A 20695-nucleotide genomic window follows, 5' to 3' on the forward strand; every position below is an offset into this window, starting at 1 on the left:
CATAAATCTAAAATCCCCTCCTTCTGGCTTTCAGAATCTCCTCTTTCACCCGCTCTCCCCTCAAATCCTTTGCCAGCAAACGTCCTTCCTTGTCAATCAAAACAATGAACGGGATACTATAAAAACCATACGCCCGTTGAATCGTGTTCGGCTTGTTACCGATAACAAAACCTTCTTCATCCCACAACGTCACCCAAGGCAATTTCTCCTCTTCCAATGCCTTTCTCCAATTCTTCTCTTTCGAGTCCAACGATATACTGATAAATTCCAAATCATCCCCCTTCAACTCGTTGTATATCGGTACCAATTTCTTCATCTCCCCACGACACGGTCCGCACCATGAAGCCCAAAAGTCCACAAGAACCAATTTTCCGCGAAAATCACTCAAACTCACTTTTTTCCCGTTAGCATCCTGAAATGTGAAATCGTACGCTGGGGCTCCTATCGAATAATGATACAAACTATCCGCCCGATGCTTCAACCACTTCCCGGAAGCCGTTTCCAACGCTCTCCCCGCCATACAGTCCAACAACAACTTATTCGGCTCATAAGTTGACATATCCGCGATATACGCCAAGGCACTATACATATTCCCCTCCAACTTCCCTTTCACACCCATATCTATCGTCTTATCTTGCGCGAACTGCTCCTTCGGCAACCACTTCAACAATTCATAATACTTGTCAATCCCCGTGAAATCCAACGAACTATTCCCCACATTCTGACAATCGTAAAATCCTTTTATCGTCACCTCAGTATTCGTCAAATAAATCGGCTGACTTGTTTCCCCGAAACAAATCAGGTAAACATCCGGCACTATTCTACAGGCAGGCAAAGAAAATGGAATATTATTTTCAACTGTCGTCTTTTGCAAAATCTCTCCTTCAATATTTTCCAATCTTACCTCCACGGATTTCAACACTCTAATCCTACCCGATATTTCCAATTTATCCTGAGCAGATAAAGTAAAAGTACTCACCAGTAACAATATCCCCAACAACACGACACTATTATATGCAATTCTCATATAATTTCAATTTACGAGAGAGCGGGAGTCCCCGCACTCTCTATTTTATTTTCAACGTTCAACATCATTTCCTATCGCCTGTATATCAAAATGATACTTAGACTTAAAAAATTCTGTCATAATAGTATACTTCTCACGAATCTTACCATTCACGTCTATCGATTCATTTAATACGCCTCCCTCTGCTTCCAATTCTTCAATTGAATTTCCGATGGCTAATTTTATATAGTCAAACCAATCTTCATTTGGACTGGTTCGGCTACTATGCTCCAAAAATCCGTTTTCATAAATTGCATCTTCTGCAATTCCATCCATATAAGTAGATATTAGGAAAAAATCTTGAGGCTTTTCCAATACATTCAAAATCGTTTCAAAATAAGCGGTACATACATCTATTTTAAATTGATTTCGCTCTTCCGCTGTCATTGTCAGAATTTTTGAGTTCCCACAACTTACAGCAAGATGATAATAACCGACATAAACATTAAATGGTGCACGTTCGTCAGGCGTAGGGTCATATCCCAAATGTGTTGGAAGGCGTTCAATAACACTACATAATAGTATTTTTTGAGGTAATAAATAAAAAAACGTATCTGACAAGTAATTTAAAAACTTCTCATTTAACAACTCCAATTGCTCTCCGACATATTGTTCATCTGCCGGTACAGCATTCCATTTTAAACCTTGTGTATACTCATCATAAACCGTATCTCTAGTGATATCCCAAGCAACATTACTTGTAGGCGACCAACCAAAATCTTTAGATGTGAATTTATACAATATTAATGAACTATATTGTCTATAAAACTTAACAATATCATCATCATAGTCATGATTCCCTTGCGGCAAAGTATATTTTCCATAAATTAATTCCGGTTCTTGTGTAGGAGCCAATTCCCCTTCATCCCAACAACTTGCCAACAAGCAACATCCTAAAAACAACCATAATATATTCTTCATAACTTCCATGTATTTTTATTCAACATTACTATATTATTGTGGATTTTGTATTAAAGCAGGATTTTTCTCCAATACTTTTTTAGGAATCGGTAAGGTATAACGATTACTACCCCGCGTTAATTTACTCGTTTGAACCTGCCCTTCAGTAATCGTGTATTCATGTACAAATTCCGGCATCCCGCAACGGCGCAAATCAAACCAACGATGATCCTCAAAAGCTAACTCCCTACGACGTTCTTCCAAACAAAATCCTAACAAATCTACAACCTCCGTAACATCCTCGTATGGCTGTATATAACGATGTTGACGCAAATAGTTCAAATCTTGTAAAGCACTCGCTTTTAATTGCACATCCCCATTCTCCAAAAACAATCGTATGTTAGCTTCTGCACGGTTCAAATAAGCCTCCGCTGTTCGCATTCCTCTTGACGAACATGAATGGTCATTCCACCAATCTGCTTTCTGTCCTCCTAAAATTCCTGTAACAGCAGTCATGGTTTCCCAGTTAAATTCTACCCAAACACGATAAAAGGCTATTTTCCTTAAATCATTTGCATCATAACTATCCAAAAAATCCTTGTCCACGTTAAAAACCGGTAAGGAACCCGGGTAAGTCCAAGTATCCGGAGCTGAAAAAAATGCTTCATCAATTTTATCATCTCCATATCCCCAAATTAATTCCGGACTATTATAAGCCAATACACCTCCATTTCCTTGATCAAATGACGCTGTCCCAAAAAACTCATTTATTTCTGCATAATCCGCCAACCTACGCAACTGCGGTTTTCTTCTTATCACAACCGAAGCATACTCAGCCGCTTTCTCCCAATTGCCCATATAAAGATATACTCGCGATAACAAATTATACACAAACAAAGGAGTTACTTTAAAAATAACATTATCTTGCCCATATTTATCCAACAAATCAACCGCTTCCAACAAATCTGTTTCAATCTGTCCATATACCTTGGCCAAAGGTTCTCGGGCAGGGAAATCATCTTTTACTTCAGCACTTAATATCAATGGAACCCCTAAAGCCTTATTCACGTCTATTCCCTCTTTTGTGTACGGTTCTGCAAAAGTGTTTACCAATAAAAAATAATAAAAACCTCGCAACGCTAAAGCCTGTCCCCGTTGATTCAACTTCACGCTTTCTTCGCCAAAAACTTTGTCATGCATACCAAGAATCACATTACATCCTTTTATTTTAGAATATAATAACTCCCAAGTATCAATACCAAAAGCACCCGCTTCTGTCATTTTCTCAAACATATCCGGATCCCAAGAATACACGGGTATACCCTGTTGTACAAGATTTTGCATTCGAACATCCGGTGTATAATTACTCTGAACATTATCTGTTAACAACTCCAAATAGGGAAACAAACAATCTTGTCTCAAATATCCTTCTCCTAACAATAATTGCTCCAAATCATCAGTTGTACTTGGTCGCACTTCATCCAAGCTAGATTCCTCCAAGAAATCTCCACAACCACTCATTCCTATAACAAGAATGCTTAATATCAAATAATTAAAAAACCTTTTCATACCATCCATTAATTATAAACTAATATTAATACCTAATGAAAACGTGCGAGATATAGGCTGCGAACCGGTTGCCACCTCTGGATCCATTCCCTTGAATTCCTTACTAACAATTATAAACGGATTACTTACAGACGCACTAAAAGATAAATTCTTCAAATACATTTTTTTCACTAATTTTCCCGGAAGTGTATAATTCAATGACAAACCGTTACAACGCAAAAATGAAGCATTCACCACGCGTGCGTCCGAATAATTATACATCTCTGCCGAATATCCCGAACTGCCATTCGGAAGCTTATAATACGCTACTTCACTTGAAGGCAAAGATGGTAAATTCGTGATTTTTTCATCTCCCGGCTTTCTCCATCTTTTAGTCATCTCTTGTGGAAGATTATAATAGGCACTTGGTGTAGTTTGTATAATGGCATCATCAAATACTTTATACAAGAATTTTTTACCCCCGATTTGCAAATTAAACGAAGTTGATAAAGATAAACTCTTATACCGGAAAGACATGGAAACACCTCCTGAAAAATCGGGTTCTAACGTACCCATATATTTCATAAAAGCCGTGGCGTCAAGTAACGCTTCCGGACACTCCTCCAATGTAGGAAGTTCAAACATTGCCGAACCTGTTTCCGGATTCAAACCTTTAAATTCGAATGCCCAAAACGAAGAAACCGCATAGCCTTCTTTATTTATACTTCCACCGGCTGCCATCTTCCAACTTTGATTTTCGGTCATTTCTGATTTCACCTTATTAAAATTCTTTGACGTATTCACGGACATACTCCATACAAAATCATTCGTACGTACAGGAGTAAAACTAGCTGAAATTTCCAAACCTCGATTGGTCATATTTCCCCCATTAATCGGCATTGTAGTCACTCCATAAGCATAAGGTACCGATTTCTCCACAATCATATCTTCAGTTTGCTTGTAATAATACTCTAATGTCCACGTTACCTTATTTTGAAATAACCCGAAATCTGTTCCTAAATTAATAGTCTTCGTTTTTTCCCAACGCAAATTTCCGTATGGCAAAGACTTAATAAACATCATATATTCACCCGTACGAAAAGCATCAATCGCATCACCACCACTACCCATGCGTGCAATCAAATCCGGTCCATAATTTTCAGCCACATTCCCTTGCCAACCATAACTAATTCTAAAATTCAAATCGCTGACCACTCGTTGATTCTGCATCCACGGTTCATTATTCACATTCCAACGCCCTCCAACAGACCACACTGGTAAAAAACGATTTCGTGTATCTTGCCCGAATCGGTTGGAAGCATCTGACCGCACACTTGCTGTTAAAATATATCTTTCTCCAAATCCATAAGTAAAACTACCATAAAATCCCAGAAAATTAGCCTCTCTATCCGTTACAAAGGTCCGATGCTTTTCAAGAATACTATTAGCTATATCTTTATCATTTGCACTTTTTATTATTGTAGGAGGCGACATTACAGTCTTACCACGCCCCGGCAAATACCCGTAAACAGTAGTAGAAATCCCATCATATTTATTACTACGAACCTCTTGCCCTACCATCAAACTAAAACGATGTTTCTCCGCAAGCACGTAATTGTAAGATAAAGAATTTCTCCACGTGTAATTGTAATTACGGTTTTCTGTTGTATTCAATTCTCCTCCATGAGGCAATGTGGAACGTTTATACAATGTAGAGGAAGGAAGTTGAGTTCCAAACTCATACCCTCTTATATGCGTAATATAATTACTTTTCTCGTCAGCAAAAGATTCTCCCATTGAATTAGAAGTATTAAATCCGAATGAACTCTCGAATTGCAATCCCTCTAAGATATCCCAACGAAATGTTGCAGCCACCCCCATATTACGAGTCGTATTTTCATTTCCAGTCATTGAAAGTTCATGTAGAATATTATACATCATCTTATTACCAACTTCCGGGTAAAAAAACAATTTATTCTCTTCCGTAAAACACGGAATCACTCGACTCGTCTTAGATGCATAATTATAAGGATCTACTTGATAATAACCTTTCGTATCAGCAGTAGAACCATTCAAGCGTAAACTCAAATTAACTCTTTTACCCAACTTAGTACTAACACTTAATGCCGCACTGTAATTCGTGCTCTCGTTTCCAATAGACGTACCTTTATTTGTTGTTGCATTAATCGAGCCATAATAACTAATCTTATCTGTCCCTCCCGAAATACTCAAACTATGGTTCATACTCACACTATTACGAAACAGTATATCAAACCAATCCGTATTCGTTGTTTCCAACCGCTTTACTTCATCATTAAACTCATCATAAGAAATCTCCTTAGACAAATAGCGTTTCAAAGCCCCCTCGTATCCCACTGGTTCTAAATCAAGGCGAGAAGTCAATCCTCTCTCATAAACTTCCCGTGACACATCAACTCTCTCCTTTGAATTCATCAAATTCATCTTTTTATAGGTCAAACGAGGCGTAATAGAAAAATTCCCACTATAATTGACAGACATTCTACCTGTTTCTCCTCGTTTCGTCTTAATCAAAATCACACCATTAGCAGCCTTTACACCATACATCACTGTTGCAGAAGCATCTTTTAACACGGTAATATCTTCAATATCATTCGGGTTTAACCAGGCAATCGCATTCCCCACAAAATCCCTAACCATATCGAAATTATCTTGCGATATATTACCTAAACCGTCTAATTCTGTCGTTTTAAAAGGAAGTGGATCTTCCTGAATAATTCCATCCACTACCCAAACCGGCTCTTGGTTCCCCAATAAAGTTGAAGTACCTCTCACGCGTACTTTCTGCCGTTTCCCGACCAAACCACTCGTGTTCATAACCAACATTCCCGGTAATTTCCCTTGTAACATTTGTTCTATAGAATTTGTTCCGTTATAAAACAAATCTTCTCTCTTCACTGTATTAGTAGAACCCACCATATCAGATTTACGGATCCGCTGATACCCGGTAACAACCACCTCATCCATCGCTTTCGTATCCTCCTCCATCAATACCATCATCATCTTCTGTCCGGTATACTTCACTTCCCGCGTCTTCATCCCTAAAAAGGAAAAAATCAGCACAGGAGAATCCATCTCCGGGATAGTTATGGTAAACTCTCCCGCCATATTCGTGATCACACCGGTAGTAGTACCTTTCAGTATGACAGTCGCCCCGGCAACACCTGTACTGTCTGCCATAAACGCACGCCCCTTAATCGTGATCATCTTCTTTTCATCTTTAGCCTGCGCTACCGTGATTACAACCACCTTGTCATCAATCTTGAAAGACAACCCGAGCGGACTCAATAAATCCTCCAGTAATTGACTGAAATCTTTATTCGTGGCTTCCACGTTCACTTTTCCACACTTGCCTACCAAATCCAACTTGTACAGGAACGTGTAATCCGTCATCTTCTCCAAGTTGGAAAAGACCTCCTGCACCGTAGCGTCTTTCATATTTAAAGACACCCTTGTCTGCGAAAAGCTGTTTGCCGAGAGGTGCAAAGACCCGATCAGCAATAAAATCATCAAGATTCTCATACACAAAAAGAATTTAGTTTTCCTGTATTGCCATATTATTGGCAACAAGTCCCAATTTTTTTTCATAGATTTGTATCACATTTAAATTAAACATTTATTCTACTCGTTGCCCAACGAGTGAGTAATCGCAAACGGGATTGCCCAATCCCGTTTGTTATTTGTCATAAACCATTAAAACTCTTCCTTTTAAGTCAAACCGAACCTCTCCCGAGATTTCGAACTTCCTCAACACGTCTTCGATAGAAGAATACATCGGCAATTTACCACTGTACACCACGCTTCTCGCTCCCTGATTCACGTAAAACACCTCCACGTCATACCACCTCGACACGATACGCAGGATTTCCTCTAAAGGCAGATCCTTAAACAAGAAGAAACCATCCTTCCAAGCAATAAATTCAGCCACATCTACCGGGTTAACACTCAATGTACCAACGCCCTTGTTATAGTAAGCCTGTTCGCCCGGAACAATCACTTTGTCCGGTTGCCCATCGCGAACAATAGCAACACTACCCTCAACCAACGTCGTGTATACACCCGGCTCGTCAACGTAAGATTTCACGTTAAAAGATGTGCCCAACACCTTTACCGCCATCTCGTTGACCTGCACTATAAAAGGTTTATTCTCATTTCTAGCCACTTCAAAATAAGCCTCACCTTTCAAAATTACCTGCCGTTTTTCTTTACTAAAACGAGAGGGGAACTCCAACTCCGTCCCCGAATTCAAATATACCTTCGTTCCATCTGCCAGAATTAATGAATAAGTACCACCATAAGGAACTAATATCTTATTCCTTCCAACCTCGAGAAGATTATCACCCACGGTATCGACCTGCTCTTCAACCCGAAGAGTACCGTCACTGTTTTCAAAAGCCACGTTAGCCCTATCATTACGAATCGTCGAGGTCAATGTATCCAACACAAATCTAGCCCCGGAAGCCATTTCAAAAGTAACCTTCGCTTTCCCGGGTTCCACTCTTGCCACAACAGGTACGCTCGCTGCCTTCTCCGGAACACGATTCAACAAAAACAAAGCTGTCATTCCGGCAACAACCACGACAGAAGCCGCTGCCACCCACGGTATAAATAAACGCCGTCCTTTTCCACGCTTCCGGTTTATTTCTTTCAACGCTTTTTCCGTGTCAAAAGTCCGGATTACCCTCAACTCCTCCTTGATACGCTCCTTGTCCCCCAGCTCCCGCACTAATTCATTCAATCCCTCTGTTTCCTCTAGCACATTCTCCACCTCTTCCCTCTCTCGTCCTGAAAGTTCTCCCCGGCTATACCGTAATAATTCCTTTGCAAACTTAAATGGATTCTTCATCTCTTTCTTCAAATTTGCCCTAATACAAATAACTCGAAAAAAAGGATTACGTGAAACCCGTTTTTTTTCTTGAAAAAGTAATCTTTTTTTATAAACAACTATTTTTCAAGAAAAAAAACTCAAGAAAAAAAAAAAATCTATATATTCAAGAAAAGCAACAATACCGGATACAACCCTTTCAATTTCTCCCGCAATTGAATCTTTGCCTTATTCTTCTGGGATTTTACCGTGTTCACGCTGATAGACAATTGCTCGGCAACCTCCTCGTTACTAAAACCCTCCACATATGCCAACTTAAAAACACGTCCACACTCGTTCGGTAATTCACTAATGGCAGCCATAATCTCACCATAGACCTCAGCCCGAACCACACTACAAAAAAAATCATTTTCGTCGGGAAGGGTATTTTTTTGTATATTATTCAGGATTTCAGACCGAATGCCCGAGAGTTTTATTTGATTCAGACATGCATTCCGAACCGCTTTATAAAGGTAATGTTTCAAGTGCTCCTCGTCATCAAAACTCTCTGTCGCGTCAAGCAATTTAACAAAAACTTCTTGTACAACATCTTCCGCCTCTTCCTGCCCCTTTAAATAATTATACGCAAAATAACAAAGTGTTTGATAATAAACACGAAAGCATTTATCAAACACCTCTTTTTGACGTATATTTATTTTCTTATCACCCAACATTATATATAAATAAACGATCGTTTAAAAACACCCATAAAATTAGTGTATTATGAATGCATTACCATATTTCAAAAAATGTAATTACTTAGATATAAGAATTATACACATTCCTCCCATCTTAGGGGCAACACAATTAATAAACGATCCTTTATTCATATCTTGCAACACAAAGATATTATATTTTTCCGAATACCTATTACTCTCGTGATTATCAATTTCTACACATTTGACCTTACGACCTTGTGGACTTTCAGACTTTATAGACGAGAGGGTGTGTTGAAACACACCCTCAAAAATCCTCTTTCCTGTTCGTTATTCCTTTTCCAGTAACTTCTCTATCTTCTTGATTAACTCATTAAAAGACTTCTCCGAGTAACCGATCTCGATAGCTACAATCTTTCCCTTCTTGTCAACAAGAAAATTGCGCGGGATTGATGCCGTGGCAAACTTCTCGAAAATCTTACGTTCCGGATCTAATCCCATGGGAAAAGTATACCCGTTCTTCTCCCGGAATTTAGCTACCTGTTCCTTCGTTTCCTCCCGTGAAATCGCTAAAAACACGAAATCCTTCCCTTTAAACTTGTCTATAATTTCTTTCTGAACCCGTTTCAACTCTTCCTGACAAGGCGGACACCAAGTCGCCCAAAAATTAATCAACACGATCTTCCCTTTCAAATCCTTGATATCGATTTTCTTCCCGTCAAACATCTCAACCACGAACTCCGGAACATCATCCCCTACTTTCACCAACGTCTCTTTTGCTTGTGCTTTCAATCCCGTCAAACTCCCCAACGTCAGCAAGTAAACTGCTAATAATAGAATTTTTTTCATAAGCATCCCTTTTTGATTTCATACAAAGATAACATTTTTTTCTGAAATAGCAGGCGGGGGGTGTTTTGACACCCCCCGCCTACTATTCGATTCAATTTATACCTAGTTAATCAACTGATTCAATTTCTTTGCTTTCTCCAACAACATCTGGTTAGATGACTGCTCTGCAACAGAAGTCGCAATCTGGGCATATTTCTTGGCCACGTCACCGAATCCGCATTTGTTAGAAATCAGCACATAATTATAAAGCGCATCAAAATCTTTTTTGGATTCTACGGTCTTGCCTGCCCACAATTGGATAACCTTCAAACGGGAAACATCATTCATGATCTCCAACGCACCATCGGTGATCTCCTTGATCATTTTCCGGTTTTCCGGGAAATAACGGAACAACTTACGAGCCTTGTAGAAATAGTCCTCAGACTTCCGTTCCGCGCGCAACTGCTTGATGTAAAAATAATCCGAAACCACATCGTAATGCTCGTACCCTGTATTTCTCAGGAAATCCAAGTACTTGTTATACTCCGTCCGGTTCGAGTTATAATACCGCTCCAAGTGTCCCACGAACACGTTATCCAATTTCTGGAACACATCGTCTTTAGAAAAACGCTGTATGAACTTGGATTGATTGTTAAACACGTATTTAATTTGTGGCGCATTCACGTCATCCACAAAATCACGGATAATCGACCAGTTGTAATCCTTCAGATAATCAGCTTCCTGCTGCGTCTGAAAATACTTGTTCACGACATCACCACTAGGTTTGCCTTGACTCTTCAACTCCTTCAACAACTTGATGGTGGTCTGTGGGTCCGCAGGATTCGCTTCGAACCTCTTCACTAAATTATCCAATGAATCCATCTCCTTCTCGTGAGCTTCCACTCCAACAAGATTGAATAATAATACTCCTACGATTAATACAATTTTCAACATACTGCTTGATACATTAATTTCAACTTACACCCTTATAACACCTAAAAGGGCAAAAAGGGTGACTCAAAACTCGATTTTAACTTAATATTTAACATGAATTAATTATTTTACTTACAAAACGAAACTAAACACCCTTCTTAAATAAAAATCTATAACTTTCAGACCAATTTTCATTCATTTAGAGAAAATAGTAACGTAAACATTGTTAAATACGAGGAAAGTACCTATGAAGTTGCAGCTTTTTACATGAATTTTATTTAATAAAACTCGAATAATATGCCTAAAATCCAAGAGGGCGTGTCGCAACACGCCCTCTTGTCCATAAGGTCTAAAAGTCCATAATATCGTAAAGTCAAATGTACCGGTTGTTAGTATAAATCAATTATTCTATTTCCTTTGCCTGCGCAAAAGCAAAATCATCCCTAACAACAACAAAACAGAAGGAAGAATCCATTTCACGAACACTTTCACCCATGTTCCCGAAGATATTCCCAAAAAGATTTTATTGTCAATCGGGTTCGGGTGTCGTATATCTACCGGCAATTCCTCATCGGACAACCAACAAAATGCCCCTTGAATCAACGAAAAATTCGAAGCCCGTATACCTCTCCGGACTGCAGAAAGCTCGCCCATACTAATGCAATCGGCATCCCCCAGCACCAACACCCGTTGATTTCGCCCGTTACATTCCCTTTCAAGAGCCATCGCCGTTACCATCCGGGCTTCCCTCTCTCCTGCCGAGGGATTCAACTTCACGGTTCCATTCACGAAATCCGTCGTTTCCACCTCATTCCAACAACCGGAATCCCGAGATACCAACAAAGGAATCATCCTGAATCCCTTGTCTGCCACCGAATCAATTCCCATAGCCCCCGGCATGGTAAAAATCGAACGCCGCCAACCGGCACTCACCCTGCTTAATCTCGCTCCCGCCAACGTCGAACGAACCACCAGCAAATCGGCAGGAAACTCTTCCATCGGTTGCACCAATGTCCCCGGAACATACCGAATCCCGAACTTTTCCAACACAGGAGCTAAATACTCATCGTTCTTCGGTTCTCCGGCTATAATCAAATTATTTCCCCGGTCAATATAATCCGACAACTGCCCTAGTTCCCAATCCTCAAACGCTTCCAACGGATCTGCTATCACCAGAATATCAATATCCTGCAAATTATCCTTTTCCGGTTCCAATTCGGACTCCACCACATCAAACCCTTGATTTAACAACGAATGCCTGAAATATCTGCCATAAGCGAACAAAGAATAATCCCGATTCTTATTTCTCGTGATAGAACGTTCCCCATGCCCTTTCAAAAAACCGACCTTAGGCAACTTCATAACCATACGTTTCAACGTTGCAGAAACCTCCGTTTCCGAAGGATGCTTCTGCATATCGGTAAATATCCTCAAGCGGGCGGTCTGACCGTTATCCCTTTCCAATATACGAACAAAATGATTCCCTTCCTCAGAGAGATCCACACGCTCACGGATCTGCTCCGGGGACAAATAATCATCCAAATTCAAATTGGCAGCCTTCACCACCTTTTTCGCTTTCTCCTCGGCACTCAAACCGGGATACATCTGCTCCAATTTCGGATTATCCACCTCATCATAATAAAAAACATACTTCATCTTAATATCCGGCTTAAAGCGCACGTATTTCTCGAAGAAAGCCATATCACTCAAAACACCCTTTCGGGAAAAAGAATAAACATTATCCAAGAGATTCACGTAAGTCGTGATCGTCATTCCCCCGTCCAGTCGTTTCACGATATCCTGACTAGCCTCGGAAATTGTATTCGCCTTCGTGTAAGTCCCGTCATAATACACTTTCAACACCGGACGAGAAGTCACGTAACCGGCAAGCATCGCCACCGCGAACACTCCCCCGTAACGCATCATCTTGGACAAACCGGAATAACGGGCACGCCCCAGCTGGATCTTCAAAAAACAGAATGAAAGAAACATCGCGATCACGATAACAAAATACAACACGTCCTCGCTACAAACCATGCCCTGCAAAAACGTGTTCACTCTCCCGCCCAAAGAAAGCCAGTACGTGATATCCCGCACGAATTCAATATCTTGCCCGACCCTTCCGACCAGATTCAACAACGCGAACACGACAAAAGTCCCCAAAGCGGCAACAATCTGGTACGAAGTCAACGAAGACATGAAAAGCCCGATAGCCGCGTAAGCTCCCAGCAAAAAATACAACCCCAACATCCCGATCAGCACCGGTCGCCAGTCAAAATTTTCAATCGTCACCCAACCGATGGCAACATACACCCCGATAACGAGCATCAAACAGAACCCGTATATCATAATGCCGACATACTTTCCAAGCACAATCTGCCAACTGGTAATCGGGGCAGAGAAAAGTAATTTCACCGACCCCCGGCTAAACTCCTGACTCAACAACCCCATCGTCAACAAAGGAATATAAAGATACAAAGAACTTGACACCCCGCGCAACAAACCACCCATTCCCCCGTAATACACCCTCGCCGTCAAATTCATTAAATTCCGTCCCAACTCTTGGAACCGTCCTAACGACCCCATCATCTCCCCGAAATTAATACCCATCTGCAACATGAATATTATCAATATAAACCACGCGATCGGAGAATAAAAAAGGTTAGCTAACTCTAATTTCGCTATCTTATATATTGTTTTCATCATTCCACGTTTTATAATTCACGAATCTCTTTATTTGACAATTTTGCGAACACGGCATCCAAAGAACTCTTCTCGAAACGAATCTCTTCCAACTCCCAACCATTCTTCACACTGCACTTCACCACATCCTTTGACACATCCCGCCCACCGTCAAACCACAGGCGATAATTCTTCTCGTTCACTTTTTTCACCTTGGTGATTCCCTCCACGGCCAACAATTCATCTTCCAGCGGAGGGCGTTCAAAACATGCCAACAACGTGTTAGGTTTGATATAATTGTCAAAATCATCCACCGTACCGGAGAAAACAACACGCCCGCACTCGATCATCTTTATATCCCGACATGTAGCCTGCACTTCCGACAAAATATGAGTGGAAAGCAAAACCGTACGATCCGAGGCAATCTCTCGAATCAAATTACGAACCTCCACGATCTGATTCGGGTCCAAACCATTAGTCGGTTCATCCAATATCACGAACTTAGGGTCATGCACGATAGCTTGGGCTATTCCCACGCGTTGCTGGTATCCCCCGGATAAATTCCGTATCAAACGATCCTTGAAATGCGTGATACCGCAACGTGCCATTGCCCGGTTCACCGCCGACTGAATATCTTTTTTAGCGACAAACCTCAAGTCCGCACAAAACCGTAAATACTCCTCGACATTCAAATCCGGATAAATCGGCGGCTTTTGGGGTAAAAAACCGATATTCCTTTTTGCTTCCACGGGATGTTCTCTCAAATTAACCCCATCAATAAACACCTCCCCGCGAGTCTGATTCAACACCCCGCAAATAATATTCATGGTCGTTGACTTACCCGCACCGTTAGATCCCAACAATCCCACGATTCCTCCCGCTTCAATCTCAAAATTAATATCTTCTATCGCCCACTGCACCGTGTAACGATGAGATAAATGTTCCACTCTTACAATTGGATTTTTCATACAATTCATTTACATACAACATAATATATTCTAGGGGTAAGGCGGTGTGTACAAACACACCTCCTTACCATCATCAAAATGCACCACACAAAAACTTATTTCCTAAGCCCCATCTCCACGGCAATACTTTTTATAATATCATATTTCTCGAGACATCCTTTAAACCCTGCGTTCCTTTCCGCGAACCCCTCGTCATCACCCATCAACACCTCTATCAGATAACTGCACACATCATCCTTATACTCCGGTGTATACCTTTTACTCTGCCACCAGCGCAAGAAACCGGCCTCCCTCGGGTCTGTCGCCGCCCCATTCGATCCGGCATTATAATTCGGAATATTACTCTTGAACTTCGTGATAATATCCGAATACACGTCTTTTTTCTTGCACAGCACGAAACTCACTTGAAAAAACGCATCCACCTCCTTGGAATAATTCAACTGGATCCTATCATACACTTCCTCCGCGACAACTTCCCAAGCCAAACGCTCCCGCTCCTCCTCGGACATTTCGTCCACTTCTGCCACCCGACCGATAACCGTCGTATTCATCCCCTTACGAGCCCCCACGACATCCGTATAAAACTCCTTTTGACGCAACTGATCCACCAAAAGATAACACGCCGAGCGATATCCTTTCGGGAGCTTGGGATACACCTCATCCCGAAACAACTCCACCCCCTTCTTCAATTTTTCCCGGTCCGTCGACTTCGTGAATGTCCACAATTTAGACATACCCTCTATCATGTAATTCGGGTTCAATATCTGGTAAAGCGTGTACTCTCCCCCCCATTCATTCACCTCCGTACGACTCCGAATCGTGTCCTTGTAAAAAAGAGGAATCCCCGTAGATTTATAAACCTCGTAAATCAAATGGTCTAACTCGTCGTCGCTATCCTCCACCACATACCACTCCATATCTTTATAAGAAACATGAGTATCCTTATCATCCCGGTTACAAGCCATCAGCCCGCAACACAGCATCCATACAAATAAAATCTTTTTCATCTCTCTCTTTTTTAATATTCAACCAAAGGCGCACCATCCCTCTCGTTAGCGACCAACGTACCGTCATTAAAAGTAATCGCGTACTCCGGTATCGGCCATACCCAATTCCCGCTATTCTCGGAATAAGGAGCCAACCTGTAATAACCGATACGTGCCGATTGATTCACATACTCGTGTATAATCTCCTTCTCTTCCGGGAAAGTCGGGTGAATAGCGTAACGCCGCAAATCAAACCAACGGTGCCCCTCCCCACACAACTCCAAACGGCGTTCCAGCCGCACGAAATCCACCAAATCCTTCTGATTCGAGGGAATAACATCCATTGTCCCCTCCACCAAACGTTTTTCTCTCAACGCCCTCAACACCTCTACCGCCTCCTCCGTGCGTCCCAACATAATCAATGCCTCCGCCTTATTCAAATACACCTCCGGCAACCGAAGCAAAAACTCGCTCGAAACCATCGTCGAAACAACCGGCGTTAAAGGCGAATACTTCATCCAAATCCACCCGATATTCCTCACGTTATTAAACCAATGAGAATACCTCAAATCGACATCCGCATCATACCTCCCCAGCAAATCCTGTGTCAGCATATAAGTAGCTACTTGAGATTGTCCCATGAATATCGGGTTTCGGGCACTACACTTTCCCTGCGTGAATATCGTTTCCGGGGAATCCAAAAAAATAAAATCCTTCTTGGGCTCATGCTCGTTAATATCATACAAATCGTACCGTTTACTCTTCAAAACGGAATCGCACATCGCCACACAATTCTCCCAATTCTCCTCTCCCGCCATGTACAGGTACACCCGGCTCAACATAGCACGTGCCGCGTCCACGTTCGCCCTTCTCTTCGTTGTTTGCGTCGTTCCCTCCAGATAAACGGCAGCACTCTTCAAATCGGAAACAATCGAAGCGTACACCTCAGCCAGCGAAGCCCGCACGTAATGCTTATCCTCGACATACTCCGTCAACTTCAACGGCACACCGGGTTCACTCGCCGCCGTCTTGGCGGAATACGGCTTCGCGTACAAATTCACCAGATAAAAATAATCCATCCCCCTCAAGAAATAAGCTTCACCCTTCACTTTTCTATACGCCTCGCCTTCCGACGCGAAATCCTCCGCTTTAGTCATCACCACGTTAATCGCCGCCAGATATTTATAAAACGTCGACCACACCCCGTCCTTCTGCTCCACCCCGGCACTAGACACGAAAGGATTAGCCAACCAATAATGGAACCCCCAATATCCCGGCGTCGTGGGTTTTCTCACGTACTCCGTGTCATCATCCATCACGTGCAACATAGGCAAAAAATCCGACGTGTTTGAAATATAACCGCTTCCCACCAAAAGCTCATTCAAATCATCCACGGTCTGTATATAAGTCAAATCCTGCGAGTACTCTTCCAAAAAACCGCTACAAGCGGAAAAAAGACCACCCAAGCAACACAGCCACAAAACATAAATCATCTTTCTCATAACCATACTCGATTAAAAAGTTACATTCAAACTAAACGAATACGTGGGACGCACGGACTGCGCGATTTTCGTCGAACTACCCGTTTGCGTGGAAGGATCCTGCCCTTTCAACGCCTTAGCCCCCCAAGTGTACAGGTTTGTACCCGACAAACTCACGTAAGCACTTTTCAAAAACAACCGGTTACACCATCTCGTCGGCACATTATAACGCAACGACACCGATTGTATTTTAAGATAATTCCCGCTCACGACACGAATATCCGAGTAATCATACATTTGCCAGATATTCGTCCCGAACGAATACGTTTCTTTACGCCACCAACCGTTAGACAAAGACTTCACGAACTCATCATCCGATATAATCCCCGGCACATTCGTGTACGCCTCATCCCCCGGGCTCTTCCAACGCCTTAAAAACTCCCGGCGAACGTTCTCCATCGGCTGTGGAGCCAACGTTCCGTTCTCCTTGGCAATATTCGGGTACATTCTCAACAAACGCACCTTGGAACCTATACTATAACTCAAATTCAACGCCAACGCAAATCCTCTATAAGAAAATGTATTACGAACTCCTCCCTGCAACTTCGGCACACGGCAACCGGAATAATCCATCACTTCCAGGAACACCTGCTCCTTCGTCATCTCAGCGTAACGACTCTTGTTCGTGATCACCTCGCCATCTTCTCCCAGCACTTCCTCTCCATTCACCGTGTAATTAACCTCTGTGCCACTGAACATCGGGCGGCCATCCGCCGGGTCCAAACCCGCGAAACGGTAAGAGAAGAAACTATTCAACGGTCGACCGGCAACTTCTACCCTTCCATTCAAATAATCCGTGTAAGTAATATTATCCTCGTCGCGCAAACTCTGCTTCTTGCCGTTATTTATAGCTTTGTTAAGCAACTTATTAATCACCTGACCGAACTGGGGATCAAAACTCCAACGAAAACCGTTTTTCGAACCACCGCCAAACGTGTTCACCGGGATAAAATTCAACGCAAGCTCCATCCCCCGATTCGTCAACGTACCCTTGTTCACCACGTAAGCATCTATTCCGTTAACCTCCGAAACCTTCTTGCTCAAAAAAGCATCCCTCGTCTTCTTGTAATAATAAGAAACAGAACCCCGGATCTTATTTTTCAAAAAAGCAAAATCCAAAGTCGTATTCACGCTGGAAATTTTCTCCCACTTCAACAAAGGATTGGGATACTTGTAAATCGTAGAAGCGTACTCGTTAAAATACTTGTCATGCGTTCCCCGCTTTATTACAGTTTCCACCGTTTCCGAATCCAGCATATTTCCCTGATAACCGAACGAAGCCCTCAAAGCCAACGTGTTCACCCAATTGGCACGCTCCATAAACGCCTCCTTCAAATTAAGCCTCCCGGAAACCGACCATATCGGCAAAAACTTATCATTCGCGCGGGAACCAAACTTGTTCGAGGCATCCACGCGGGTATTAAAATTCAAAGTATAGTAATCCTTGTAACTATACGACAACGTGAAATACCCCGAAATCATATTCGTCAACTGATCAGTACGAATCCCCTTCGCCTCTGCCGTTTGCAACCACTCCGCGTACTTCACGTACTTTTTCAAATCAATCTCCGCCATCTGCAACCCGCGTTCCTTCAAAAAACCGCGATAAGTCTGTTCCAGCCCCTTGTACTTGTTAGAAGACATTTCCCCACCTACAGCCGCCACGATCATGTGATTCCGGGCAACATCCAAATACTTGTTAAAATTCAACTGTCCCCTCAAAGTATAGGCATTCCTTCTCGTGTTCTTCTCCTGCAATTCCCCACCCACGGGCAATCTATTATAATTAAGATTCTCCGAGCCATCCGGCATATTCGACCTCAACTTCCTGCAATAATAAGTATCCTCCCCGTGCCAGATATCCTGTTCCGTGTTATTCACCGAATAAGAAAGCGTCAAGGCAAACTTCAACGGGTCCATGATACGGTACCCCAACGTTCCGGTAAAAGTCATCCCGTGAGAATCAATATCCTGCGTGCTGTTTTCCACCTCCTTCAAGATATTAAACAATTGATAATACCCCGTATTATCGCTTCCCTCCCGCGCGTAATACCAGTAATCACCCGATTCCGTGTAGGCAGGAAGAGCCCTCGTGGTATTATAAGCGTATTCCGTGACACCCACATCCGAAGGCGTGTATCTCTTCTCTCCCACGTTCCCTTTCATATCAAAATGCAAATCGAAACGATTGTAATTCACATCCACCTTCAAGCTGACCGAGTACAACTTATTCTTCTCCCTCCGCTCGGCACCCTTCATATCGCTATACCCCACGGAAGCGTAATACTTCGTCTTGTCCGTTCCGCCCGACAAACTCAGCGTGTGCTTATGCGAGAATGAATTCTGCATCAACAGATCGAACCAATCCGTGTTCACTCGCTCGTAATACCCCACGTCTTGCTGGAACTTCTCGAAAGAAATCTCCCCCCTGTAATACTTCCTGATCGCTTCCTCGTACCCGATCCAAGTCTTAATTGTCGGGTAAACCGTCTGCTTGGCAATCAACTCACGCGAGAAATCAATCCGTTCCTCGCTATTCATCACGTTCACAGCACGGTCCGTGTAATAAGGGCGACGGGTATACGTGCCGGAAAACGAATAAGACACCGAGGGCGGACCCGCCTTCCCCTTCTTCGTCGTGATCACGATCACGCCATTCCCCGCACGGGCACCGTATATAGCCGTTGCCGAAGCATCCTTCAGCACGTCGATTTGCTCGATGTCCTCCGGATTCAAGCCGGATATGGCATTCCCCAACAGATTCACGAAATCCAAATCATTAATCTGCGAGGGATCCACGTTCACCGGATTCTCTTGCACGATCCCGTCAATCACCCACAACGGCTCCTGCGACCCCAACACGGTGGAAGTCCCCCTGACGCGCAAACGCGGTGCGGCACCAATCTGTCCCGTGTTCTGCATAAAAACCATCCCCGGCACGTACCCCTCCAGCATCTGGTCTATCGTCTGCAACCCCGGAGTAATAATATCTGCGGCCTTAATCGTGGTAACAGCACTGGTGTTCTTTCTCGGGTCAATCGACTGGTAACCCGTTTGCACCAACACCTCCTCCAACTCAGCGACACACTCCTTCATCACCACATTGATCGTGTCATTGCCCGCGTACTTGACCTCCAAAGTTTCCATACCGATAAAAGAAAACACGATAACCGGCTTCTCCACCCACGGGAAAACCAACTTATACTTCCCATCCTTATCCGTGGCAGTACCCAAACTAATCCCCTTCACCGCCACCGTCACGCCCGGCAACGGTTTTCCATTCTCGTCCTTCACGCTTCCGCTCAAACTCCGGTTCCTCACCTCATCCCTCTTCTCCTTTTTCTTGATAACAATCGACTTCATTTCAAACTTGTACTCGAACTGTGTCCCGGCAAACAACTTCGCCATCACCTCCTCCACCGTCACATCCCTCATCTGAAGTGTCACCGTACCAAGCTCTTTCAACTGCAACGCCCCGTACACGAAATCCAACCCCGTCTGCTTGTTAATGGATTTAAACACTTCCTGTACACCGACATCTCTCACGTCGATCGTCACCTTCTGGTGTTGCGCCATAACTCCCGTCGTAAACAACAAAAATAACAGCAATACACACCCTCTCGCGACATAAATTCCCGATTCTTCAAATTTTTTCATAACTTTGCAATTAGTTTGACATTTTGA

The 20695-nt window shown here is 42.8% G+C and carries 13 protein-coding genes; all 13 read right to left on the reverse strand.

Features of this window, described 5'->3' with window-relative positions:
- Window positions 1–7 precede the first annotated feature (7 nt).
- The gene (locus Q5866_RS06610) at window positions 8–1027 is read right to left on the reverse strand and encodes a TlpA disulfide reductase family protein (RefSeq protein WP_303179615.1); all 1020 of its coding nucleotides are present in this window, start codon (window positions 1025–1027) and stop codon (window positions 8–10) included.
- Window positions 1028–1078: 51 nt separating this feature from the next.
- Complete coding sequence (locus Q5866_RS06615) at window positions 1079–1987, reverse strand: hypothetical protein (RefSeq protein WP_303179617.1); 909 nt, start codon at window positions 1985–1987, stop codon at window positions 1079–1081.
- Between the two features lie 33 nt (window positions 1988–2020).
- The gene (locus Q5866_RS06620; protein ID WP_303179619.1) at window positions 2021–3535 is read right to left on the reverse strand and encodes a RagB/SusD family nutrient uptake outer membrane protein; all 1515 of its coding nucleotides are present in this window, start codon (window positions 3533–3535) and stop codon (window positions 2021–2023) included.
- A 12-nt stretch (window positions 3536–3547) separates the two neighbouring features.
- Window positions 3548–7075: a SusC/RagA family TonB-linked outer membrane protein gene (locus Q5866_RS06625; protein ID WP_303179621.1), complete on the reverse strand. Its 3528-nt coding sequence runs from the start codon at window positions 7073–7075 to the stop codon at window positions 3548–3550.
- A 154-nt stretch (window positions 7076–7229) separates the two neighbouring features.
- A complete protein-coding gene (locus Q5866_RS06630; RefSeq protein WP_303179623.1) occupies window positions 7230–8399 on the reverse strand; it encodes a FecR family protein in 1170 nt (389 codons plus the stop codon).
- A 137-nt stretch (window positions 8400–8536) separates the two neighbouring features.
- Entirely contained in the window at window positions 8537–9091 is a 555-nt protein-coding gene (locus Q5866_RS06635) for an RNA polymerase sigma factor (RefSeq protein ID WP_303179625.1), read from the reverse strand.
- A 312-nt stretch (window positions 9092–9403) separates the two neighbouring features.
- Complete coding sequence (locus tag Q5866_RS06640; protein WP_186977694.1) at window positions 9404–9928, reverse strand: TlpA disulfide reductase family protein; 525 nt, start codon at window positions 9926–9928, stop codon at window positions 9404–9406.
- A 96-nt stretch (window positions 9929–10024) separates the two neighbouring features.
- Window positions 10025–10855, reverse strand: coding sequence for a hypothetical protein (locus Q5866_RS06645; protein WP_099290318.1), 831 nt, complete (start codon window positions 10853–10855; stop codon window positions 10025–10027).
- 387 nt (window positions 10856–11242) lie between these two features.
- Complete coding sequence (locus tag Q5866_RS06650; protein WP_303179628.1) at window positions 11243–13537, reverse strand: Gldg family protein; 2295 nt, start codon at window positions 13535–13537, stop codon at window positions 11243–11245.
- An 11-nt stretch (window positions 13538–13548) separates the two neighbouring features.
- The gene (locus Q5866_RS06655) at window positions 13549–14484 is read right to left on the reverse strand and encodes an ABC transporter ATP-binding protein (protein WP_176554891.1); all 936 of its coding nucleotides are present in this window, start codon (window positions 14482–14484) and stop codon (window positions 13549–13551) included.
- A gap of 95 nt (window positions 14485–14579) precedes the next feature.
- Window positions 14580–15491, reverse strand: coding sequence for a hypothetical protein (locus Q5866_RS06660; protein ID WP_303179631.1), 912 nt, complete (start codon window positions 15489–15491; stop codon window positions 14580–14582).
- A gap of 11 nt (window positions 15492–15502) precedes the next feature.
- On the reverse strand, window positions 15503–16972 hold the full coding sequence (locus tag Q5866_RS06665) for a RagB/SusD family nutrient uptake outer membrane protein (protein ID WP_303179633.1): 1470 nt from the start codon (window positions 16970–16972) through the stop codon (window positions 15503–15505).
- A 12-nt stretch (window positions 16973–16984) separates the two neighbouring features.
- On the reverse strand, window positions 16985–20668 hold the full coding sequence (locus Q5866_RS06670; protein ID WP_099290313.1) for a SusC/RagA family TonB-linked outer membrane protein: 3684 nt from the start codon (window positions 20666–20668) through the stop codon (window positions 16985–16987).
- Window positions 20669–20695 lie beyond the last annotated feature (27 nt).

The organism is uncultured Butyricimonas sp., assembly GCF_959596855.1.
GTDB classification, from domain to species: Bacteria; Bacteroidota; Bacteroidia; order Bacteroidales; family Marinifilaceae; genus Butyricimonas; species Butyricimonas muris.